The organism is Streptomyces sp. NBC_01294, assembly GCF_035917235.1.
GTDB classification, from domain to species: domain Bacteria; phylum Actinomycetota; class Actinomycetes; order Streptomycetales; family Streptomycetaceae; genus Streptomyces; species Streptomyces caledonius.
In genome coordinates this window covers 6,504,905-6,525,371 of record NZ_CP108423.1, presented here as the reverse complement: position 1 = coordinate 6,525,371, position 20,467 = coordinate 6,504,905, and the positions used below count along the sequence as shown (strand labels likewise).

Sequence of the window (20,467 nt, the reverse complement as noted above, 5' to 3'; positions counted from 1 at the left end):
GCCAAAGGTCGAGTCTAAAGGTCGCTGGGGGTGAAGGAGCCCGTGGGCCGCCTGGCGAGACGCTCCGCAGGGCTACTGCGTGAGGTACGCCGGGGCGCTCACGGGCAGGATAAATCGGAATTCGGCGCCGCCGCCTGGGCCGCGGCCGACCGTGATGGTGCCGCCGTGGGCCTCCACGATGCCCTTGACGATGTACAGGCCCAGGCCGGTGCCGCCGCGCTTGCTCCCCCGCCAGAAGCGGGTGAAGACGCGGCCCATCGACTCCTCGGGGATCCCGGGGCCTTCGTCGGTCACGGTGACGGCGGTTCCCTTCTCGTGCGGCGCTACTGCGATGGTGACCGTTCCGTCTCCGTGTCGCACCGCATTTTCAAGGAGGTTGCCGAGGATCTGGTCGATCTTGTCCGGATCGGCCCACAGGTCGGGCAGCGGACGGCTGACGCTCACGAGGAACCGCTCGGGTGCCTGCCCGTTCGCGGTGAGCGCCTGCACGTGGCGGCCGACGGCGGTGGCGATGTCGACCGGCTGGCGGCGCACCTCCAGGCGTCCGGAGTCGATGCGGGAGATGTCGAGGAGTTCGGCGATCAGGCGGGTGACGCGGTTGGCGTCGGCGTCGACGGTCTCCAGCATCAGCCGCTTCTGGTCGTCGGTGAACCGCTCCCACTTGGCCAGCAGGGTGGCGGTGAACCCCTTGACGGAGGTCAGCGGGGAGCGCAGCTCGTGGGCGACGGTGGCGATCAGCTCGGCGTGGCTGCGTTCGGTGCGGCGGCGGGCCTCGGTGCCGCGCAGGGTGACCACGAGGCGGCGCACCGGGCCGGTGGGGTGGGTGCGGACGTAGCTGGCGGAGACGAGCACCTCGCGGCCGCCCGGGAGCAGCAGGTTTCGCTCGGGCTGCCCGCGGCGGGTGGCGAGGCCCCCGTACGGGTCGGTCAGCGCCCACCAGCGGCGGCCTTCGAGGTCCTCCAGCGGAAGGGCCAGGTCGATGCGGGCGCCGAGCGCCTGTTCCGGCGCCAGGGCGGTGATCCGTGCGGCGGCGGCGTTGAAGCAGATCACCTGACCGGTGTCGTCGGCGACGACGAGTCCGTCGGGCAGGCTGTCGGGGTCGATGCCGAAGCCGAGCCCCTCGACGGGATTGCCGCCGCCGGGGACCGCCGCGATGGCCTCGGACGGCGGGGGCCCTGCCTGCGGCGGTACGGGGCGGCGCGTCCCGGCCGCGGGCACCGGGGGCACCTGGGGGACGGGGGGAACCGGGGGGACGACGACATCGGCGCGGGCGCCGTCGGCACGGTCCGCGGGGCGGCCCGTACGGGCCGCGTACGGGGGCGGGGCCTGCGACGGGACGCCGGCGAGCTCGTCGCCCACCGGGCGGACCTCGCGGCCGCCGACGGCGCCGGGCACCGGTGAACCGGCCGCCGTGGCGGCCCCCGGTGAGCTGTTCGTACCGACGGTCATGTCCCCGTACCCCACATCTCCGAGTAGCGCAGTGGGCCCCCGGGCCGCCACATTACTAGCTGGGGGTCACGGAGCGGCACCCTCCGGGCGCCCGCTGTGCACGCGCGGACGCGTAGAGGCACACGGCGGCGGCCGTCGCGAGGTTCAGGCTCTCCGCCTTCCCGTGGATCGGGACCCGCACCACGGCGTCGGCCAGGGCCCGGGTCTCCTCCGGCAGGCCCCAGGCCTCGTTGCCGAAGACCCAGGCGGAGGGACCGCCCATGGTGCCCGCGTCCAGCTCGGCGTCGAGGTCGTCCTCGCCCGCGCCGTCGGCGGCCAGGATCCGCACGCCGGCCGCCCGCAGCCCCTCGACGGCCGCCTCCACCGGAACGCCGACCGCGACCGGGAGGTGGAAGAGGGAGCCGACGGAGGCCCGTACGGACTTGGGGTTGTAGAGGTCCACGGAGGCGTCGGTCAGCACCACCGCGTCGGCGCCTGCGGCGTCCGCGCAGCGCAGCACCGTACCGGCGTTGCCGGGGTCGCGGACGTGCGCGAGGACGGCGACGAGCTTGGGCGCGGCCTTGAGGATGTCCTCGAACGGGGAGTCCAGGAACTGGCAGACGCCGACGAGGCCCTGCGGGGTGACGGTCTGCGAGACCTCGGCGAGCACCTCGTCGGAGGCGTAGTGCACGCGGGCGCCCGCGTGCAGGGCGGCGTCGATGATCTCGGCGTAGCGCTCGGCCGCCTCGACGGTGGCGAACAGCTCGATCAGGGTCGACTCGCCCGTGGCCCCGCGGTGCTCGACGGCCTCGCGGACCGCCTGCGGGCCCTCGGCGATGAACCGGCGCTCCTTGGTACGGAAGTTGCGCCGCGCCAGTCGCCTGGCGGCGGCCACCCGCGGGGATCGGGGGGAGATCAGCTCGGCGGGGTGACCCAGGTCAGCCATGGTCTCTGCGGTTCTCTCTCGGGGTGCGGGGCACGCGGGGCGCGGGCGGTGCGGGCGGTGCGCACAGCGCGGAGCGCGGGCCGTGCGGGCGCCCCTGCGGTGCGGGGAAAGCACTCGGACCCGCAGGCGAATCGCCTGCGGGTCCGAGGGTGCCGACCGCTTACGCGGCCGGCCAGGCCTTACGCAGCGGCCTTGGGGGCGTTGACGTCGGCCGGAAGCGCCTTCTGCGCGACCTCGACGAGCGCGGCGAACGCGTTGGCGTCGTTGACGGCCAGCTCCGCGAGGATCTTGCGGTCCACCTCGATGTTGGCGGCCTTCAGACCCTGGATGAGGCGGTTGTACGTCATGCCGTTCTGGCGGGCAGCGGCGTTGATGCGCTGGATCCACAGCTGACGGAAGTCGCCCTTGCGCTTCTTGCGGTCGTTGAAGTTGTAGACCAGCGAGTGGGTGACCTGCTCCTTGGCCTTGCGGTACAGGCGCGAACGCTGACCGCGGTAGCCGGAGGCCGCCTCGAGGATCGCCCGGCGCTTCTTGTGGGCGTTTACTGCCCGCTTGACGCGTGCCACTTTTTAACTCCTTGTAGCGGGGCCGTGGGTGTCTTCACACGGCCCGAATTCGATGGGGTCCCGGTCTTGACGTCCCGCTCCCGGAAGGGGAGCGGAGGACGTCACTTGCCGAGAAGCTTCTTGATCTTCGCGGCGTCGCCGGGGGCCATCTCCGCGGTGCCGGTCAGGCGGCGGGTGACACGGGACGACTTGTGCTCGAGCAGGTGGCGCTTGCCGGCGCGCTCACGGAGCACCTTGCCGGAGCCGGTGATCTTGAAGCGCTTCTTGGAACCGCTGTGCGTCTTGTTCTTCGGCATAGCGCCGTTATCTCCTCGTCGGTGGCGCTCCCACCGGTCCGGTACGGGACCGGCTTACGGGAGCGTCATGTTGTGTCGGTGATCCGAGACGGGCTGCCTCGGGATCAGGCCTCGGCGTCCGTCTCGTCGGCCTTCGCCTCATCGGCGGGGGCCTCGGTGACCTCGGCAGAGGCGACCTCGGTGGTGTCATCGACCTCGACTGCGGCGTCCTGCGAAGGAGCCTCGTCGTCGGTGTGGGCGACACCCTGGCGCTCCGCCTTGCGGGCGGCCTGCGCCTCGCGGGCTTCGGCCATCGCCTCGGTCTTCTTCTTGTGCGGACCGAGGACCATGATCATGTTTCGGCCGTCCTGCTTCGGGTTCGACTCGATGAACCCGAGGTCCTCGACGTCCGAAGCGAGACGCTGCAGCAGTCGGAAGCCGAGTTCCGGCCTGGACTGCTCGCGACCACGGAACATGATCGTGATCTTGACCTTGTCGCCCTGCTTGAGGAACCGAACGACGTGACCCTTCTTGGTGTCATAGTCGTGCGGGTCGATCTTCGGCCGGAGCTTCATTTCCTTGATGACCGTGTGCGCCTGGTTCTTGCGCGCCTCACGGGCCTTCATGGCCGACTCGTACTTGAACTTGCCGTAGTCCATGAGCTTGCAGACCGGCGGGCGTGCGGACGCCGCGACCTCGACCAGGTCGAGGTCGTACTCCTGCGCGAGCTCGAGCGCCTTGGCAAGCGGCACAATGCCGACCTGCTCGCCGCTGGGACCGACAAGCCGTACCTCGGGAACGCGAATCCGGTCGTTGATGCGGGGCTCGGTGCTGATGGATCCTCCTCGGTAGCACCACACGACTGCCTGGCAGACAGCCGCTGACGTGTAATTTCCGTCAGACCGACCACAGCGGGAGAATGAAAAAAGCCCCGCCGGGCACAGGCAGGGGCTCCAAAACAACCGGAGCACCGCCGCGTGCGAACCGCGGGGCGCAGACTCGGGCCGCTTTCCATCGTCCGTACGGAACGATGGATGCCGCCTGACCGGATGACCCGCCGCCCCGGAGGGTGGTCGGGTGGGAGAACGGAGCCTCCACTTGTGGGCCGGGCACAACAGTGTCCGGCCGGTCGATGTACATACTAGCACCCGCGTTGCAAGCCCGCCGCACGGCCTATCGTGGTGCGCATGACTGACGCGACCCCCTCCACCGACCCCGCTGCCGACGCCTCCCCCGACTACGACGCCATGACCCGCGACATCGCGGACGTGCCCGCCGTCGAGGTGATCACCACGGTGGCCGTGCACCTGCTGAGCGCCGCGGCGGTCAACCTGGGCCTGGACAAGCCGGACTCGGAGCACAAGGACCTCGACGAGGCCCGCAAGCTCATCACGGCCCTCGCCGGCCTGGTCACCGCGAGCGCCACCGAGATCAGCTCCTTCCACGCCGCCCCGCTGCGCGACGGCCTGAAGTCGCTCCAGCTGGCCTTCCGCGAGGCCTCCATCGTCCCGGACGAGCCGGGCCAGGGGCCGGGCGAGAAGTTCACGGGTCCCGTCTTCGCCTGAGTCCCGTCCCGCACCGCACCGCACCGCACCGCACCGCACCGCACGCATCACGGCTCCACGCACACGAAGAGGAGAGGCGGATCACACCGGAACGTCACGGTGTGATCCGCCTCTCCTCTTCGTGTGCGTTCCTTCACTTCGTCCGTCGGCGGGTTCGGCCGTTCAGCGGGCGAACAGCGGCTCGCCGGGCGGAGCGGGAGCGTCCGACGGCAGAAGCGCCAGGTCCAGGCCGCGCACCAGCCGGGCCCGCAGGATGGTGTCCGCCGCCAGGGCCTCGGCGACGCGACGGGCCGCGGCGGGGGCGTGCGCGTCGGCGGCCAGCACGATCGCGAGGGTGCCGTCGGCGCCCGCGCCGCCCGGTCCGAGGTGGGCGCGGAGCACGGCCGGCTCCGCCGACACGGCGGCCCGTACGGCCTCCCGTACGGCGGGATCGGCCAGCGGGTCCGCGTCCGTACGGCCCTCGGCGAGCGCGAGCAGCGCGGAGCCGGTCAGCTGGTAGGCGACGGGGCCGGCCAGGTCCAGGACCACCGTGTCGGCCTTCTCGTGCGCGGCGGCCGCCAGGGCCTGGTGCAGCGGGACCGCCACCGGCCGGGCCGCGGGATCCCAGAGCGCGAGCGAGGCGATCGAGGTGAAGGCGGGCAGGGCCCGCCGGTCCCCCGCGCGCAGGGTGGGGACGGCCATGTCGCTGGTCTTCTCGCGCTTGAGGCCCGTCTCCGGGTCGGTCTCCACCTCGCCGAGGACGGCGACGACCGGGACCAGCAGCCGGGCGTCCTTGAGCGCCGCCAGCACCTGCGGTTCCTGCGTCCGGTCCGCGGCCCAGACGGCCAGGGCCGCGGTCAGCCGGGGATCGGCCGAGCCGTCGTCGTCGGAGAAGCCCGGGTCGGGAATGTTCTTGTTCGCCATGTTCGCCACAGTTACCCGACCCTACTGTGCCGGGCCCGACGGCGCCGTGAGGGGTGGGCGGTCCCGGCCCCGGGTGCCCCGCCGCGGCCGCCGGGCCAGTACGCCGGCCACCACGAGCAGCACGGCCCCTGCGGCCGCGGCCGCCGGCGCGCCCAGCCGGGCGCCGCGCTCGGGCGGGCGGACCGGTTCGGGGCCGGGGCCGAAGTACGTGCGCCCGGCCGCGGCGGGCGCGGGCACCGAGGCCTCCGGCCGCATCGCCTGCGCGACCTGGAGGGCGGCGGCGGGGTCCACCATCCCGTGTCCGCGGGCGTCGTCGCGGCCGCCGGCCGGGGCGTTGGAGGCGGTGTCCTCCAGCAGTTTCTTGATCTGGGCCGGGGACAGGTCCGGGTGCGCGGCCTTGACGAGGGCCACGGCGCCCGAGACGAAGGCCGCGGCGGCGCTCGTGCCCCAGCCCTCGTAGTAGGAGCGGTCGGGGTCGGCGATGACGACGTCGACGCCCGGGGCGCTGACGGTGGCGTACCAGTTGCGGGTGGAGAACTTCGCCTTCTTGCCGCGGCGGTCGACGGCGGTGACGGCGATGACCCCCGGGTAGGCCGCGGGGTAGGAGACGCGGTCGCCCGTCTCGCCGCCGTTGCCCGCGGAGGCGACGACGACCACGCCCTTGCCGAGGGCGTACTGGACGGCCTCGTCCTCGCCCGCCTCGTGGTGGGCGGAGTCGCTGTCGTCGCCGAGGGACATGTTGATCACGTCGGCGCCGTGGTCCGCGGCCCAGCGGATGCCCTCGGCGAGGGCGCCGCCCTTGCTGTCGCGGGCCTGGGCGCGGCCCGGGTCGCCCTCCTCGAGGATCACCCGGACCGGCAGGATCCGCGCCTGCGGGGCGATGCCGAGGACGCCCTGTCCGCGGCTGGGTCCGTGGCCGTGCCCGGCGATGATGCCGGCCATGGCCGTGCCGTGGCGGGCCCAGGCGCGGTCGCCGCGACCGGCGCCCATGCCGATGAGGTCGGTGCCGTCGAGGACCTGCCCGGCGAGGTCGGGGTGGGAGTCGTCGACCCCGGTGTCGAGGACGGCCACGGTCACCCCGTCGCCCCGGGTGGTGCCCCAGGCCTCTTCGGCGCGCAGCGCCAGCAGGCCCCACTGGCGGTCGCGGACGGTGTCGGCGGCGGCCGGGGAGGCGGTGGCGGTCGTGAACAGGGTGGCGGCCGTCAGGGCGGCGGCCAGCTGCCCGAGCACCCGTCGGAGGTTCATCGGGTGGCCTCCGGGGCGGGCGTGACGGGCGGGGCGGCGAGGGCGGCCACGCCCTGCCCGATGCGGTCGGCGAGGGCCTTGGCCTCGTGGCCGAGGCCCGCCTGGGCGACGGCTCCCGTGGCGTCCTTCTTCATCAGGTCCTCGGCGGGGCGGGGCGCGTCCAGGGGGCGGCCGTCGGCGAAGGAGGAGACGGTGTAGACGACGACGGGGGCCTCGTCGAGTACGGACGCGGCCCAGGCGGCCCGCTGGCCGTCGGTGAATCCGTACGCGAGCGGGGCGGTGAGCCGGCCGGTCAGGGCGCTCATCGTGGGGGCGTCGGCGGGGGTGAAGACCAGCCCGACGGTGATCAGGGAACTGCGGGTGGCGTCGGTGTAGGTGGCGCGGAGCACGCGGGTGCAGCCGGCGTCGGCCAGCAGGGTCTGCCAGTCGGCGGCGAGGGCGGCCGGACAGTCGGCGTCGGGTGCGAGCGCGATGCGGGTCCAGGTCCGGTCGGCGCCGCCGGGGCCGGCCGAGGGGCCGGTCAGCACGGGCGGCAGGAGGCTGTCGACGGGCGCGGCCCGCCAGAGCGACTCGGCCTTGCGGTAGGCGGCGTCGGAGGGCAGCGGGCGGTTGGCGGCGCGGTGGTCGGCCCAGGTGGTGACGGCGGCTCCGCCGACGAGGCCGCCCCCGAGGAGGACGCAGAGCGCGGCGGCGGTGACGCGTGCGGGGTGGCGGCGCGGCGGCGCGTGCGCGGGCTGGGGCGGCGGGGACCAGGGATCGGGCTCGCCCTGGATCGTGGTCCGCGGTGTCGTCGTGGTCATCCGGCGGCTCCGCCCCCCGTTCCGTACGGCTGCCTGTCCGTACTCTACGGGGTCCCCGGCAGGGGCTCCGCGGGGCCGTGCGCCGGTCCCCGGCGGGGTGCCGGGGCGGGCGCGGGCGCCGGCACGGGTGCGCGGTGCCCGCCGCGCACCCCTACCCACCGGTAGAGACCTCTGGCAAGCTGCCGCCCATGAACTCCCCCGCCGCCGACCGCGCCCGGTACGACCGGGCGACCGCGCACCTGGACGCGCCGCTGGCCATCGTGGACCTCGACGCCTTCGACGCCAACGCCGACGACCTCGTGCGCCGGGCCGGCGGGAAGCCGGTCCGCGTCGCCAGCAAGTCGGTGCGGTGCCGGGCGCTGCTCGAACGGGTCCTGGCCCGGCCCGGGTTCGCCGGGATCATGTCGTACACCCTCGCCGAGTCGCTCTGGCTGGCCCGGTCCGGTTTCGAGGACGTGCTCCTCGCCTATCCCTCCGCCGACCGCGGCGGGTTCGGCGAGCTGGCGAACGACGCCAAACTGGCCGGCGCCGTCACGGTGATGGTGGACGATCCCGCGCAGCTGGAGCTGATGGACCGGGCCCGGGACGGGGGTACCGAGGAGATCCGGGTCTGCCTGGAACTGGACACCGCCCTGCACCTGTTCGGCGGCCGGGTACGGGTCGGGGCCCGGCGCTCGCCGCTGCGCGAGCCCGCGCAGCTGGCCGGCCTGGCCCGTACGGTCGCCTCCCGGCCCGGGTTCCGGGTGGTGGGGCTGATGGCGTACGAGGGGCACGTCGCCGGGGTCGGGGACGCGCTGGCGGGCCGCCCCGTGCGCTCCCGGGCCATCCGGCTGATGCAGGGCGCGGCCCGCAGGGAGCTGGCGGCGCGGCGGGCCGAGGTGGTGCGGGCCGTGCGGGCCGTCGTGCCGGACCTGGAGTTCGTCAACGGCGGCGGGACCGGCAGCGTGCAGCAGACCGCCGCCGAGGACGCGGTGACGGAGATCGCCGCCGGGTCGGGGCTGTACGTGCCGCGGCTCTTCGACAACTACACCTCCTTCAGCGGGCGTCCGGCCGCCCTGTTCGCCCAGCCGGTGGTGCGCAGGCCGGGCGTGGGCGTGGTGACCGTGCTCGGGGGCGGCTACCCGGCCTCCGGCGCGGCGGGCGCCGACCGCCTGCCGGTGCCGTACCTCCCCCAGGGGCTGCGCTACGACCCTCAGGAGGGCGCCGGGGAGGTGCAGACTCCGCTGCTGGGCGCCCCGGCCGACGATCTGCTGATCGGCGACCGGGTGTGGTTCCGCCACGCGAAGGCGGGCGAGCTGTGCGAGCGCTTCGACACGCTGCACATGGTGGAGGGCGACCGGGTGACGGCCACCGCCCCGACGTACCGGGGCGAGGGCCGCACGTTCGTCTAGTCCGGTAGTCCGGCCTTCGCTGCGGCAGGTCAGAAGACGGAGTCGGTCTGGTCCGGGACGACGCTCCCGTCGCCCCGCAGGACCGGGCCCTTGGCGCCGTCGTGGTCGACGTAGCCGGTCGTCGTGCACGGGTAGGGGCCGGCCTTCTGCGGCTTGGGCTCGATGAACATGGGGTTGACGATCCACCGGCCGTCGCCGTTGTCGTAGGCCCGGCACATCAGCTCGTTCTTGTTGCGGTTCACCACGAGCCGCAGGGCGGTCGCGTCGCGCAGGAACGAGATGTCGGTGTCGGAGTCGCCGGCGGCGAACACCTGGCGGCGGGCGGCGGGCTGGACCTGCTCCGCGGCGGCGCCGCGCACGCCGAAGATCTCCTTGTTGATCCAGCAGCGCTTGCCGTCGATGTACGTGATCATCGTGTCGTCGCCGTCGCGGACGGATCCGCAGCCCTGCAGGTGGGCGGTGAACTTCCCGCCGCGGGTGGTGGTGTTGCGGATGCCCATGACGTGGTCCGCGCCGATGCCGACGCCCTCGGCCCACACCTCGACGACCGGCTGCGGCGAGGCGGAGCTGATCCAGACGTCGAAGCCGGCCTTCCGCAGCGCGGCGATCAGGTCCTTCTGCTGGTCGTAGTAGCGGACCCAGCCGGTGGCGGTACCGGTGCCGACCCGCTGCGCGGCGCCGATGGGCGCGGCGAGGTTCTCGGTGCGGGCGGCGGCGGCGAAGCCGCGGATCTCGCGGGCGGTCCAGCCCCGCATCAGCTGGGGCAGCCAGGAGTACGAAGGCTCGGTGGTGCGGCGGTCCCAGCCGGCGAAGGCGGGGGCTCCGGCGCGGGTCGCGGCGGTGCCGTAGACGGCGTTGATCTCGTCGGCGCAGGCGGCGCCCGCGGGGGTCCCGGTGGGCAGCGGGGCGCCGGGCCGGGCGAGGGCGGCGCAGGCGCCGGCCAGTGCGGTGGCCGCGGCGGGGGTGAGGAAGCGGCTGGTGGTGGACCAGTCCCCGGCGGCGGGCTGGCGGATCCTGCCGTTGCGCAGCATCCAGAACATGGTGGCGTCGCCCACGTCGTTCTTGACGACGGTGTTGTCCCAGTCGAAGACGGCGACGGGCTTGGCGCGGCCGGGCCGGTACGGGTTGCAGCGGCCGTGGCGGTCGACGAGTTCCTGGAGGCGGGCCTGGTTGTCCCCGTGCCAGCCGGAGCCGACGCTGACGCGGGGACAGGGGCCGTGACCCGCCGGTGCCGCTTGACCCGCCTGGGCCGGCGGGGCCCAGAGGAGTCCGGAGCCGGTGAGCGCCATGAGGGCGAGGGGGGCCGCCCACTTCCTGTGCATGCTGCTCCTTCGGGGAGGGGGAAAGGAACAGCCGGGCACCTTGCGGCGCCCGGCTGGCGTGCCCTGCTGCTCGCGTACGGACGGGACCTACAGGGGGGTCACGTACGCGCCGGAGATACCGCCGTCGACGAGGAAGTCGGTGGCGTTGATGAAGGAGGAGTCGTCGCTGGCCAGGAAGGCGACGGCGGCGGCGATCTCGGTGGGCTCGGCGAACCGGCCCAGCGGGATGTGCACGAGGCGGCGGGCGGCGCGCTCGGGGTCCTTGGCGAACAGCTCTTGGAGCAGCGGGGTGTTCACCGGGCCGGGGCACAGCGCGTTGACGCGGATGCCCTCGCGGGCGAACTGCACGCCGAGCTCGCGGGACATGGCCAGGACGCCGCCCTTGGAGGCGGTGTAGGAGATCTGGGAGGTGGCGGCGCCCATGATGGCCACGAAGGACGCGGTGTTGATGATGGAGCCGCGACCCTGGCGCTGCATGTAGGGCAGGGCCGCCTTGCAGCAGAGGTAGACGGAGGTGAGGTTGACGTCCTGGACGCGCTTCCAGGCCTCCAGGCCGGTGGTGAGGATCGAGTCGTCGTCCGGGGGCGAGATGCCGGCGTTGTTGAAGGCGATGTCGACGGAGCCGTAGGTGTCGAAGGCCGTCTTGAAGAGCGCCTCGACCTCCTCGGGGCTGGTGACGTCGACCTTCACGAAGGTGCCGCCGACCTCCTCCGCCGCGGCCTTGCCGGCCGTCTCGTCGATGTCGCCGCAGACGACGTTGGCGCCCTCGGACGCGAGGCGGCGGGCGGTGGCGAGGCCGATGCCGCTGCCGGCTCCGGTGATGACGGCGGTGCGGCCGACCAGGCGGCGGCAGACGATCTCTTCGGTGTGGTCGGTCATGTTCTTCAGGCCTCCGTGCTGATGAAGACGTTCTTGGTCTCGGTGAAAGCGGTGAGGGCGTCGGGTCCGAGCTCGCGGCCGAGTCCGGACTGCTTGTAGCCGCCGAAGGGGGTCCAGTAGCGGACGCTGCTGTGGGAGTTGACGGACAGGTTGCCGGCTGCGACGGCGCGCGAGACGCGCAGGGCGCGGCCGATGTCGCGGGTCCAGAGGGAGCCGGAGAGGCCGTACTCGGTCGCGTTGGCCAGGCGTACGGCGTCCTCCTCGTCCTCGAAGGGCAGGACGACCGCGACCGGGCCGAAGACCTCCTCCGCGGCCACGGGAGCCGTGGGGGCGACGTCCGTGACGAGGGTCGGCGGGTACCAGAAGCCGGGGCCCTCGGGGGCGGTGCCGCGGATCGCGGTGAGGTCGTCGGTGACGAAGGACCGTACGCGGTCCAGCTGGATCCGCGAGATCAGCGGCCCCATCTGCGTCTTCTCGTCGAGCGGGTCGCCCACGGCCACGGCTGCGATGCCGGGGGCGACGAGCTCCAGGAAGCGGTCGTAGACGGAGCGCTGTACGAGGATCCGGGTGCGGGCGCAGCAGTCCTGGCCGGTGTTGTCGAGGAAGGCCATGGGGGCGGCGGCCGCGGCCGCTTCGAGGTCGGCGTCGGCGAAGACGATGTTGGGGCTCTTGCCGCCGAGTTCGAGGGTCACCCGCTTCACCCGGTCGGCGCACTTGGCCATGATCTGCTTGCCGACGCGGGTGGAGCCGGTGAAGACGATCTTCGCCACGCCGGGGTGTTCGACGAGCGCGTCGCCCGCGACCGCCCCGTGGCCGGGGAGCACCTGGAAGAGGTGCTCGGGGATCCCGGCTTCGAGGGCGAGTTCGGCGAGGCGCAGCGCGGTCAGCGGGGTGGTCTCGGCGGGCTTGAGGATGACCGCGTTGCCGGCGGCGAGGGCCGGGGCCAGGCCCCAGGCGGCGATCGGCATGGGGAAGTTCCAGGGGGCGATCACGCCGATGACGCCGAGGGGTTCGAGGAAGGTGACGTCGATGCCGCCGGCGACGGGGATCTGGCGGCCCGAGAGCCGTTCCACTCCCCCGGCGGCGAAGTCGAGGAGGTCGCGTACGTTGCCGGCTTCCCAGCGGGCGTTGCCGATGGTGTGGCCGGCTTCGCGGACCTCCAGCTGCGCGAGTTCCTCGATGTGCCCGTCGACGACCGCGGCGAAGCGGCGCAGCAGCCGGGCCCGGTCGGCGGGGGCGGCCGCCGCCCAGGCGCGCTGGGCCGCGGCGGCCCGGGCGACGGCGGCGTCGACATCGTCCCGTGTGGCGGCCGGGACGAGGGCGACGGTTTCCTCGGTGGCCGGATTCAGCACTCGCATGTGGAGTGGGGCCAGCTCATCGGACACGTGGTGCCTCACAGACGTTCGGGAGGGGGAGGGTTACAGGCGTTCGAAGGAGCGGCGCAGCTCCCAGTCGGTGACCGCGGAGTCGTACGCGTCGAGTTCCACGCGGGCCATGTTCCGGTAGTGGGCGACCACTTCGGGCCCGAAGGCGGCCTTGGCGATCTCGCTGTTCTCCCACAGCTCGGCGGCCTCGCGCAGGGTGGCGGGGACGTGGGCGTAGTCGGCGGTGTAGGCGTTCCCGCCGCACGCCTCGGGCAGCTCCAGACGGTTCTCGATGCCGTAGAGCCCGGCCGCGACCAGGCCGGCGACGGCCAGGTAGGGGTTGACGTCCCCGCCCGGCAGGCGGTTCTCGAAGCGCATGGAGCGGCCGTGGCCGACGACGCGCAGCGCGCAGGTCCGGTTGTCCACGCCCCAGGCGACCGCGGTGGGCGCGAAGGATCCCGGCCGGAAACGCTTGTACGAGTTGATGTTGGGGGCGTAGAGAAGGGAGAAGTCGCGCAGCGCGGCCAGCTGACCGGCCAGGAAGTGCCGCATCACCGGTGACATTCCGCCTGGCCCGTCTCCGGCCATCGCGTTGCGTCCGTCGGCGTCGGTGAGCGAGAGGTGGATGTGACAGGAGTTGCCTTCGCGCTCGTCGAACTTGGCCATGAAGGTGAGCGAGACACCTTCCTGGGAGGCGATCTCCTTGGCCCCGGTCTTGTAGACGGAGTGCTGGTCGCAGGTGGTCAGCGCCTCGTCGTAGCGGAAGGCGATCTCGTGCTGGCCGAGGTTGCACTCCCCCTTGGCCGACTCGACGATCAGGCCCGCGGCCTGCATCTCGTTGCGGATCCGGCGCAGCAGGGGTTCGACGCGGCCGGTTCCGAGGACGGAGTAGTCGATGTTGTACTGGTTGGCGGGGGTCAGGTCGCGGTAGCCCGCGTTCCAGGCCTGCTCGTAGGTGTCCTGGAAGACCATGAACTCCAGCTCGGTGCCGACCATCGCGGTGTACCCGTGCTCGCCCAGGCGTTCCAGCTGGCGGCGCAGGATCTGCCGGGGTGCGGCAACGACGGGCGAGCCGTCGTTCCAGGCGAGGTCGGCGACGAGGAAGGCGCTGCCGGGGTTCCAGGGGATGCGGCGCAGGGTGGCCAGGTCGGGGTGCATGGCGAAGTCGCCGTAGCCCCGGTCCCAGGAGGACATCTCGTATCCGTCGACGGTGTTCATGTCGGTGTCGACGGCCAGGAGGTAGTTGCAGCCCTCCGTGCCGTGCTCGAGGACCTCGTCGAGAAAGAACTGTGCGGCGAACCGCTTGCCCTGGAGCCGCCCCTGCATGTCGGGGAAGGCCAGGACGACTGTGTCGATCTCACCGCTGGCGACGAGGGCACGGAGCTCCTCGGGCGCGAGCGGCGGCTTGCGGTCTACCACGGGAATCTCTCCTTCGGTGAGCCGAGAAGGCCTAAGGTATTGAATAGAACCATTGCTTGGGAAGGGGAGGAGCCGAGATGACCGATACGGCGAGCGAAGGCGACGCCGTCGCGCGACTGAATCCCGTGCTGCGGCAGGTGCGGGCGGGCAACGGTTTCGAGGAGGCGCTGGAGCAGATCCTGCAGGTGGTCCGGCTGGGCCTGGTGCCGGGCGGCGAACGGCTTCCGCCCGAGCGCGAGCTGGCGGAGCGGATGGGGATCAGCCGGGTCACCCTGCGCGAGGTGCTGAAGGTACTGCAGGACCAGGGCCTGGTGGAGGCCCGCCGCGGGCGGTACGGAGGAACGTTCGTGCTGCCCCGTCCCGACACCCCGGCCGGGGGCGCCGAGGAGGAGCTGCGCCGGCGCGTCGCGGGCGTCGACATCGAGGACGCCCTGCGGTTCCGCGAGGTCCTGGAGGTGGGCGCGGCCGGACTGTGCGCCTCGCAGGGACTGACCGAGGAGGGCGCCGAACGGCTGCTCGCCGCGCTGGGGGCCACCCACGACGCCCCGCTCGCCGACTACCGGCGCCAGGACACGCTCTTCCACCTCACCTTGTGCGAACTGGCGGGATCCGCCACCCTGACGGCCCAGTACGCGGCCGTCCGGGCCACCGTCAACGACCTGCTGGACTGCATCCCGCTGCTCGTGCGCAACCTGGAGCACTCCCAGCAGCAGCACACCGCGCTGGTGGAGGCGGTGCTGGAGCGGGACGCGGCCGGGGCGCGCGAGACCATGCGCGAACACTGCTGCGGCACGGCGGCGCTGCTGCGGGGCTTCCTGGCCTGAGCGGCTCCGGAGGCGGGGCCGGGACAAGGGCTGGGGCAGGGCAGGACAGGGGCCGGGGCGAGGGCGGGGCAGGGGCCGGGGCGAGGGCGGCGACGGCGCCCGGGAGGTTTTCGTAACTTCTGTTTAACGCAGAGGTCTTGCGCTCTCCACTCCACTAGCGCAAAGGTACGGGCCACAACCATTGCCCTGAGGCAGGAGCGCACGATGGCCGACGACATCGAGGCACGGCTGAGCGCCGTACCCGCACCCACCACGTCACCCGAGGGCGGAGACGGCTCCGACGACTACCTGAAGCGCCGCACGCTGCGCCGCGGCAGCGCCGGCTGGCTGCTCCTCACCGGCCTCGGCGTCGCGTACGTCGTCTCCGGCGACTTCTCCGGCTGGAACGTCGGCCTCGACAAGGGCGGCTTCGGCGGTCTCGCCATCGCCACCGTCCTCATGGGCGCGATGTACGCCTGCCTGGTCTTCTCCCTCGCGGAGCTGTCCACCATCCTGCCGACGGCGGGCGGCGGCTACGGGTTCGCCCGCCGCGCACTGGGCCCCTGGGGCGGCTTCCTCACCGGCACCGCCATCCTCATCGAGTACATCCTGGCCCCGGCCGCGATCGTCATCTTCATCGGCGACTACGTCGAATCCCTCGGCCTCTTCGGCCTCACCTCCAGCTGGCCGGTCTACCTCGGCTGCTTCGTGATCTTCATCGGCGTCCACCTCTGGGGCGTAGGCGAGGCACTCCGCTTCAGCCTCGTCGTGACCGCCATCGCCGTCGCCGCACTGCTGATCTTCGCGGTGGGGGCCTTCACGGAGTTCAGCGCGGACGGCCTGAACGACATCCCCGTCGACACGACCGCCTTCGGCTCGAACTCCTGGCTGCCGATGGGCCTGCTGGGCATCTGGGCCGCGTTCCCCTTCGGCATGTGGTTCTTCCTCGGTGTGGAAGGCGTACCGCTGGCGGCCGAGGAGGCGAAGGACCCGGTCCGCTCCATGCCGAAGGCGCTCGCCATCTCCATGGGCATCCTCGCCCTGCTGGCCCTGATCACCTTCTTCGCCGCCACCGGCGCCCAGGGCGCCGACGCCGTCAGGTCGGCCGGCAACCCGCTCGTCGTGGCCCTGGAAGGGGACGACGGCCCGACCGCGCTGAGCCGCTTCGTGAACTACGCGGGCCTGGCCGGCCTGGTGGCCTCCTTCTTCTCGCTCATCTACGCCGGCTCGCGCCAGCTGTTCGCCCTCTCCCGGGCCGGATACCTGCCCCGCTTCCTCTCGCTCACCTCGCAGCGCAAGGCCCCGTACCTGGGCCTCGTCATCCCCGGCGCGATCGGTTTCGCCCTCGCGGCGGCCACCGGCGACGGCGCCCGCATGCTCAACATCGCGGTGTTCGGCGCGACCATCTCCTACGCCCTGATGGCCCTCTCGCACATCGTGCTGCGCCGCCGGGAGCCGGACCTGGAGCGCCCGTACCGCACCCCGGGCGGGATCCTGACCTCCTCGGTCGCCTTCGCACTCGCCCTGTCGGCCCTGGTCGCCACCTTCCTGGTGGACAAGGACGCGGCGTTCATCGCACTGGCCGTGTACGCCGTCGCCCTGGCCTACTTCGCGATCTACAGTCGGCACCACCTCGTGGCCTCTGCCCCCGAGGAGGAGTTCGCTGCGCTCGCGAAAGCCGAGGCGGAACTGTCCCGCGACTGAAACCCTGTTGCCGCACCGCCCCGTCCCACCCTGGAGGTAGAGAACGTGCCCAGGCCGCTCATCGGCATCACCACCTATGTGGAGGAATCCACCCGCTACGGGGTGTGGGACCTCCCGACGTCCCTCGTACCGACCGGGTACTACGAACTCGTCCAGGCGGCGGGCGGCGCGGCCGTGCTGCTCCCGCCGGACGAACCCGGGTCGGCGGCGGAGGTGCTGAGCCGCGTGGACGGCCTGATCGTCGCGGGCGGCCCGGACGTGGACCCGGTCCACTACGGCGCCGCACGCGATCCCCGTACGGGCGCGTCGGCGACCGTACGCGACCACTGGGAGCTGGCCCTGATCGCGGCGGCGCTGGAGGAGGACGTGCCCGTGCTCGGCATCTGCCGGGGCATGCAGGCGCTGAACGTGGCCCTGGGCGGCACGCTGATCCAGCACATCGACGGGCACGTCGACACCCCGGGCGCCACGTCCTGGCACCCGGTACGCCCGGTCCCGGGCACCCGGTACGCGGCGCTGGTCCCGGAGCAGGCGGACGTCCCGACCTACCACCACCAGGCCGTCGACCGCCTGGGCCGCGGCCTGGTCGTCTCGGCCCACGCGCTCGACGGCACGGTGGAGGCCATCGAACTGCCCGACCCGGACCGATGGGTCCTGGGCGTCCAGTGGCACCCGGAACGCGACAAGGACACGCGCGTGATGTCGTCCCTCATCGAAGCCGCCATGACCCGCACGGCGGTCCCGGTGGCGTAACCGCTGCGCGGGCCCGGCCTGCGGCCGGCTTCTTGGGGCTCCGCCCCAAACCCCGCGCCTCAAACGCCGGCGGGGCTGGATTTCCCGGCGCTGCAGGGCGCACTTCCAGCCCCGCCGGCGTTTGAGGCGGTCTTTCAGCCTCGCCGGCGTTTGAGGCGCGGGGGTCCGGGGGCAGCGCCCCCGGCAACGGCGCCGCACCCGACCGGCCCCGCCTAGGACCGACGGGTCAGCGACAGCAGATCCCGCGCCGGCCCCGCCGGCCGGGATCCCGCCGGCCAGACCGCCCGCAGGGCCCGCCCCAGCCCGGCCCCCGACACCGGCACCTCCACCAGCCGCCGCGCCGCAAGCTCGTCCCCCACCGCCAGCTCCGACAGCACGCACGGCCCGGCCCCGCTCAGCGCCGCCGCCTTCACCGCGGTGGTCGACGCCAGTTCCAGCAGCGGCGCCGCCAGCCCCCCGCACCCCGCGAGCGCCGCGTCCAGCACCTGCCGCGTCCCCGATCCCCGCTCCCGCAGAATCAGCGGCATCGCCGCCAGTTCCGCCGCCTCCACCCCCCGCGTGCGCCGCGCCCACGGGTGCCCCGGCGTCACCGCCACCACGAGGCGGTCCTGCGCGATCACCGCCGAGTCCAGTCCCTCGGGCACCGTCAGCCCCTCCACGAAGCCGAGGTCCGCCTCGTGCGCGAGGACCCGCTCGGCGACCACGGCCGAGTTCCCCGCGTGCAGCGACACCGCCGTGTCCGGCCGCTGCCCGCGCAGTGCGATCAGCCACCCCGGCAGCAGGTACTCCGCGATGGTCATGCTGGCGGCCACCCGCAGCCGCGAGTCCCGCTGCCCGCGCAGCGCCTGCGCCCCCGCGTCGAAGGCCTCCGCCGCCTCCACCACCCGCCGGGCCCAGTCCGTGACCAGTGCCCCTTCGGCCGTCAGCGTCGATCCCCGCGGCGAGCGGTCCACCAGCGCCACCCCGAGCCGCGTCTCCATCGCCCGGATCCGGCTGCTCGCCGCGGGCTGGGTGATGCCCAGCCGCCGGGCCGCGCCGCTCAGGCTGCCGAGCCGCGCGACCTCGAGCAGCAGTTCCAGCGCGCCCAGGTCCGGCACCCGGTGCGCCAGCGGAACCCACTCCTCATTACCCATAACATCAGTTTATGACCTCATAGAGGGATGGCCTCTGCCGCCCCGGCCGCCCCGGCGCGAGGCTGGACCCATGGCCACCACCCTCGTGCGACCCCGCACCACGATGTCCCGGCTGCCCGCCGCCCACAAGGCTCCCGCGCTCCGGCACCTCGGCCCCAACTGGTACGCGTCCGTCATGGGCACGGCGATCATCGCCAACGCCGGCGCGACCCTCCCGTACCAGCTCCCCGGCCAGCGCGTGGCCTGCCAGCTCGTCTGGGCACTGTCCGCCGTGCTCCTCGCCGTCCTGCTCACCGCCCGTGCCGGCCACTGGCTCCACCACCGCGACCAGGCCCGCGCCCACCTCCTCGACCCCGCCGTCGCCCCCTTCTACGGCTGCCTCTCGATGGCGCTGCTGGCCGTCGGCGGCGGCACCCTCATCGTCGGCAAGGACCTGATCGGATCCGGCGCGGCCGTCGCCGTGGACGCCGTCCTGTTCACCGCCGGCACCGTGATCGGCCTGGCCATGGCCGTGGTCGTGCCCTACCTGATGGTCGTGCGCCACAAGATCGACCCCCGGCAGGCCGGCCCGGTCTGGCTGCTCCCCCTGGTCGCCCCCATGGTCTCCGCCGCCCTCGGCCCGCTGCTGATACCCCACCTGCCCGCCGGCCAGCCCCGCGAGACCCTGCTGCTCGCCTGCTACGCCATGTTCGGCATCAGCCTGCTCGCCACCCTGCTGATGCTCCCCCTGATCTTCGGCCGGCTGCTCGTGAGCGGCCCCCTCCCCCTGGCCCTGACCCCGACCCTGTTCCTGGTCCTCGGTCCCCTCGGCCAGTCCACCACCGCCGTGAACCAGCTCGCCGACGTCACCCACCAGTCGATCGGCGCCCCCTACGCCGGAGCGCTGAGCGCCTTCGCCGTCGTCTACGGGGTTCCCGTGATGGGCTTCGCGCTGCTGTGGCTGGCCCTCGCCACGGCCATGCTGGTCCGGGCGGCCCGCAACGGCATGGGGTTCGCCATGACCTGGTGGGCCCTGACCTTCCCCGTCGGCACCTGCGTCACCGGCGCCGCCGGCCTGGCCCACCACACCGGCCTGACCGCCTTCGCCTGGCTCGCGACCGCCCTGTTCCTCGCCCTGCTGACCGCCTGGCTGCTCGCCGCGACCCACACCCTGCGGGGCCTGTTCTCAGGCCGACTGCTCGCCGGCCCGTACGTTCACGTGGCGACCTCGAGCGCGTAGGTCCTCTGCGCATCCCCGGTGGGCATGCCGCTCAGCGCGCCGCGCGCAGGGCCTTTTCGAGCACCGCCGGCGCCTCGGCCAGCGAGGGGCCGTACCAGGTCAGGTGCCGCCCGCTGACCAGGGCCGCCGGCAGGCCGGGGAAGGCCTCCGGGCCGTCCTCGGCCGTGAAGCGGTAGGGCTCGTCCGGAAGCACCACCAGATCGCAGCCGGCCGCCGCGAGTTCCTCCACGGGCACCCGGGGATACCGATCCGCGTGCCCGGCGTAGACGTTGCGCACGCCGAGCCGCGCCAGCAGGTCCCCCGCGAAGGTGTCGCGGCCCAGCACCATCCACGGCCGCCGCCAGATCGGCACGAACGCGGCGAGCTCTCCGACCGGCTCCGCCCGGGCCCACGCGCGTTCCGCATCCGCCAGCCACCCCGGCCGCGCCAGCCCCAGCGCCCCCACCAGTACCCGGTCCAACTCCCGCAGCGCCTGCGGCAGGTCGCGGACCTCGGTGACCAGCACCTCCACCCCGGCCGCGCGCAGCGCCGCCAGGTCCGGGGCCCGGTTCTCCTCCTCGTTGGCGATCACCAGGTCGGGCCGCAGCTCCACGATCCCGCGTACGTCGGGGTTCTTCGTCCCCCCGATCCGCACCGCATCCCCGAGGTCCGCCGGGTGCGTGCACCAGTCCGTGACCCCGACCAGCAGCCCGGGCGCGCTCACGGCCACCGCCTCGGTCAGCGACGGCACCAGCGAGACGACCCGCCGCACG

General features: G+C 73.3%; 20 protein-coding genes. 6 read left to right on the top strand and 14 right to left on the bottom strand.

Going from position 1 to position 20,467, the window contains the following annotated elements:
* Window positions 1-72: 72 nt before the first annotated feature.
* The 5 genes from OG534_RS29485 to infC form a co-directional block, all read right to left on the bottom strand.
* Window positions 73-1,449 (bottom strand): sensor histidine kinase, encoded by a 1,377-nt coding sequence (locus OG534_RS29485; protein WP_326592037.1) that lies wholly within the window; start codon window positions 1,447-1,449, stop codon window positions 73-75.
* A gap of 55 nt (window positions 1,450-1,504) precedes the next feature.
* Entirely contained in the window at window positions 1,505-2,365 is an 861-nt protein-coding gene (locus OG534_RS29480) for a TrmH family RNA methyltransferase (RefSeq protein ID WP_326593934.1), read from the bottom strand.
* Between the two features lie 188 nt (window positions 2,366-2,553).
* Complete coding sequence (gene rplT, locus OG534_RS29475) at window positions 2,554-2,940, bottom strand: 50S ribosomal protein L20 (RefSeq protein ID WP_007263143.1); 387 nt, start codon at window positions 2,938-2,940, stop codon at window positions 2,554-2,556.
* Window positions 2,941-3,041: 101 nt separating this feature from the next.
* Window positions 3,042-3,236 (bottom strand): 50S ribosomal protein L35, encoded by a 195-nt coding sequence (rpmI, locus tag OG534_RS29470; RefSeq protein WP_030387121.1) that lies wholly within the window; start codon window positions 3,234-3,236, stop codon window positions 3,042-3,044.
* 104 nt (window positions 3,237-3,340) lie between these two features.
* On the bottom strand, window positions 3,341-4,075 hold the full coding sequence (gene infC / locus OG534_RS29465) for a translation initiation factor IF-3 (protein ID WP_326592025.1): 735 nt from the start codon (window positions 4,073-4,075) through the stop codon (window positions 3,341-3,343).
* 327 nt (window positions 4,076-4,402) lie between these two features.
* Between infC and OG534_RS29460 the strand changes: the two genes are divergently transcribed.
* On the top strand, window positions 4,403-4,780 hold the full coding sequence (locus tag OG534_RS29460; protein ID WP_326592023.1) for a DUF1844 domain-containing protein: 378 nt from the start codon (window positions 4,403-4,405) through the stop codon (window positions 4,778-4,780).
* Between the two features lie 162 nt (window positions 4,781-4,942).
* On the opposite strand, the gene OG534_RS29455 is transcribed toward OG534_RS29460, so the two are convergent.
* From OG534_RS29455 to OG534_RS29445, 3 genes are read right to left on the bottom strand one after another with little or no spacing between them, the layout of a single operon-like run.
* The gene (locus OG534_RS29455) at window positions 4,943-5,683 is read right to left on the bottom strand and encodes an SseB family protein (RefSeq protein WP_326592021.1); all 741 of its coding nucleotides are present in this window, start codon (window positions 5,681-5,683) and stop codon (window positions 4,943-4,945) included.
* A 21-nt stretch (window positions 5,684-5,704) separates the two neighbouring features.
* A complete protein-coding gene (gene mycP, locus OG534_RS29450) occupies window positions 5,705-6,928 on the bottom strand; it encodes a type VII secretion-associated serine protease mycosin (RefSeq protein WP_326592019.1) in 1,224 nt (407 codons plus the stop codon).
* On the bottom strand, window positions 6,925-7,728 hold the full coding sequence (locus OG534_RS29445) for a hypothetical protein (RefSeq protein WP_326592017.1): 804 nt from the start codon (window positions 7,726-7,728) through the stop codon (window positions 6,925-6,927). The genes mycP and OG534_RS29445 overlap by 4 nt, the downstream gene beginning before the upstream one ends.
* Window positions 7,729-7,916: 188 nt before the next feature.
* On the opposite strand from OG534_RS29445, the gene OG534_RS29440 reads away from it, so the two are divergent.
* Window positions 7,917-9,119 carry an amino acid deaminase/aldolase gene (locus OG534_RS29440; protein WP_326592015.1) on the top strand — a complete coding sequence of 401 codons (1,203 nt, stop codon included), beginning with the start codon at window positions 7,917-7,919 and terminating at the stop codon, window positions 9,117-9,119.
* Between the two features lie 29 nt (window positions 9,120-9,148).
* On the opposite strand, the gene OG534_RS29435 is transcribed toward OG534_RS29440, so the two are convergent.
* The 4 genes from OG534_RS29435 to OG534_RS29420 all read right to left on the bottom strand — a co-directional run bounded on the left by OG534_RS29435 (window position 9,149) and on the right by OG534_RS29420 (window position 14,103).
* On the bottom strand, window positions 9,149-10,441 hold the full coding sequence (locus tag OG534_RS29435; RefSeq protein ID WP_326592013.1) for a haloacid dehalogenase-like hydrolase: 1,293 nt from the start codon (window positions 10,439-10,441) through the stop codon (window positions 9,149-9,151).
* Between the two features lie 87 nt (window positions 10,442-10,528).
* Complete coding sequence (locus OG534_RS29430; RefSeq protein WP_326592012.1) at window positions 10,529-11,320, bottom strand: 3-oxoacyl-ACP reductase; 792 nt, start codon at window positions 11,318-11,320, stop codon at window positions 10,529-10,531.
* Window positions 11,321-11,325: 5 nt separating this feature from the next.
* The gene (locus tag OG534_RS29425) at window positions 11,326-12,678 is read right to left on the bottom strand and encodes an aldehyde dehydrogenase family protein (RefSeq protein WP_326592010.1); all 1,353 of its coding nucleotides are present in this window, start codon (window positions 12,676-12,678) and stop codon (window positions 11,326-11,328) included.
* A gap of 60 nt (window positions 12,679-12,738) precedes the next feature.
* The gene (locus tag OG534_RS29420) at window positions 12,739-14,103 is read right to left on the bottom strand and encodes a glutamine synthetase family protein (protein ID WP_326592008.1); all 1,365 of its coding nucleotides are present in this window, start codon (window positions 14,101-14,103) and stop codon (window positions 12,739-12,741) included.
* Window positions 14,104-14,180: 77 nt separating this feature from the next.
* Between OG534_RS29420 and OG534_RS29415 the strand changes: the two genes are divergently transcribed.
* The 3 genes from OG534_RS29415 to OG534_RS29405 all read left to right on the top strand — a co-directional run bounded on the left by OG534_RS29415 (window position 14,181) and on the right by OG534_RS29405 (window position 17,363).
* Window positions 14,181-14,927, top strand: a complete 747-nt coding sequence (locus OG534_RS29415; RefSeq protein WP_326592007.1) for a FadR/GntR family transcriptional regulator — start codon at window positions 14,181-14,183, stop codon at window positions 14,925-14,927.
* Between the two features lie 204 nt (window positions 14,928-15,131).
* Window positions 15,132-16,610, top strand: coding sequence for an ethanolamine permease (eat, locus tag OG534_RS29410; protein WP_326592006.1), 1,479 nt, complete (start codon window positions 15,132-15,134; stop codon window positions 16,608-16,610).
* Between the two features lie 45 nt (window positions 16,611-16,655).
* Window positions 16,656-17,363 carry a gamma-glutamyl-gamma-aminobutyrate hydrolase family protein gene (locus OG534_RS29405; RefSeq protein ID WP_326592005.1) on the top strand — a complete coding sequence of 236 codons (708 nt, stop codon included), beginning with the start codon at window positions 16,656-16,658 and terminating at the stop codon, window positions 17,361-17,363.
* Between the two features lie 212 nt (window positions 17,364-17,575).
* Here the strand turns inward: OG534_RS29405 and OG534_RS29400 are convergent, their stop codons facing one another.
* Complete coding sequence (locus OG534_RS29400; RefSeq protein WP_326592003.1) at window positions 17,576-18,496, bottom strand: LysR family transcriptional regulator; 921 nt, start codon at window positions 18,494-18,496, stop codon at window positions 17,576-17,578.
* A 70-nt stretch (window positions 18,497-18,566) separates the two neighbouring features.
* Here OG534_RS29400 and OG534_RS29395 point away from each other — a divergent pair, with 70 nt between their 5' ends.
* On the top strand, window positions 18,567-19,715 hold the full coding sequence (locus tag OG534_RS29395) for a TDT family transporter (protein WP_326592001.1): 1,149 nt from the start codon (window positions 18,567-18,569) through the stop codon (window positions 19,713-19,715).
* Window positions 19,716-19,746: 31 nt separating this feature from the next.
* On the opposite strand, the gene OG534_RS29390 is transcribed toward OG534_RS29395, so the two are convergent.
* Complete coding sequence (locus OG534_RS29390) at window positions 19,747-20,466, bottom strand: helical backbone metal receptor (RefSeq protein ID WP_442807166.1); 720 nt, start codon at window positions 20,464-20,466, stop codon at window positions 19,747-19,749.
* Window position 20,467: the final 1 nt, after the last annotated feature.

What these genes read in the sequence shown, in the direction of transcription:
- OG534_RS29485 (WP_326592037.1), bottom strand. Translation starts at nt 1,449, where the DNA reads ATGACCGTCGGTACGAACAGCTCACCGGGGGCCGCCACGGCGGCCGGT.
- rpmI (WP_030387121.1), bottom strand. Translation starts at nt 3,236, where the DNA reads ATGCCGAAGAACAAGACGCACAGCGGTTCCAAGAAGCGCTTCAAGATC.
- OG534_RS29460 (WP_326592023.1), top strand. Translation starts at nt 4,403, where the DNA reads ATGACTGACGCGACCCCCTCCACCGACCCCGCTGCCGACGCCTCCCCC.
- OG534_RS29455 (WP_326592021.1), bottom strand. Translation starts at nt 5,683, where the DNA reads ATGGCGAACAAGAACATTCCCGACCCGGGCTTCTCCGACGACGACGGC.
- mycP (WP_326592019.1), bottom strand. Translation starts at nt 6,928, where the DNA reads ATGAACCTCCGACGGGTGCTCGGGCAGCTGGCCGCCGCCCTGACGGCC.
- OG534_RS29445 (WP_326592017.1), bottom strand. Translation starts at nt 7,728, where the DNA reads ATGACCACGACGACACCGCGGACCACGATCCAGGGCGAGCCCGATCCC.
- OG534_RS29440 (WP_326592015.1), top strand. Translation starts at nt 7,917, where the DNA reads ATGAACTCCCCCGCCGCCGACCGCGCCCGGTACGACCGGGCGACCGCG.
- OG534_RS29435 (WP_326592013.1), bottom strand. Translation starts at nt 10,441, where the DNA reads ATGCACAGGAAGTGGGCGGCCCCCCTCGCCCTCATGGCGCTCACCGGC.
- OG534_RS29430 (WP_326592012.1), bottom strand. Translation starts at nt 11,320, where the DNA reads ATGACCGACCACACCGAAGAGATCGTCTGCCGCCGCCTGGTCGGCCGC.
- OG534_RS29425 (WP_326592010.1), bottom strand. Translation starts at nt 12,678, where the DNA reads ATGCGAGTGCTGAATCCGGCCACCGAGGAAACCGTCGCCCTCGTCCCG.
- OG534_RS29415 (WP_326592007.1), top strand. Translation starts at nt 14,181, where the DNA reads ATGACCGATACGGCGAGCGAAGGCGACGCCGTCGCGCGACTGAATCCC.
- eat (WP_326592006.1), top strand. Translation starts at nt 15,132, where the DNA reads ATGGCCGACGACATCGAGGCACGGCTGAGCGCCGTACCCGCACCCACC.
- OG534_RS29400 (WP_326592003.1), bottom strand. Translation starts at nt 18,496, where the DNA reads ATGGGTAATGAGGAGTGGGTTCCGCTGGCGCACCGGGTGCCGGACCTG.
- OG534_RS29395 (WP_326592001.1), top strand. Translation starts at nt 18,567, where the DNA reads ATGGCCACCACCCTCGTGCGACCCCGCACCACGATGTCCCGGCTGCCC.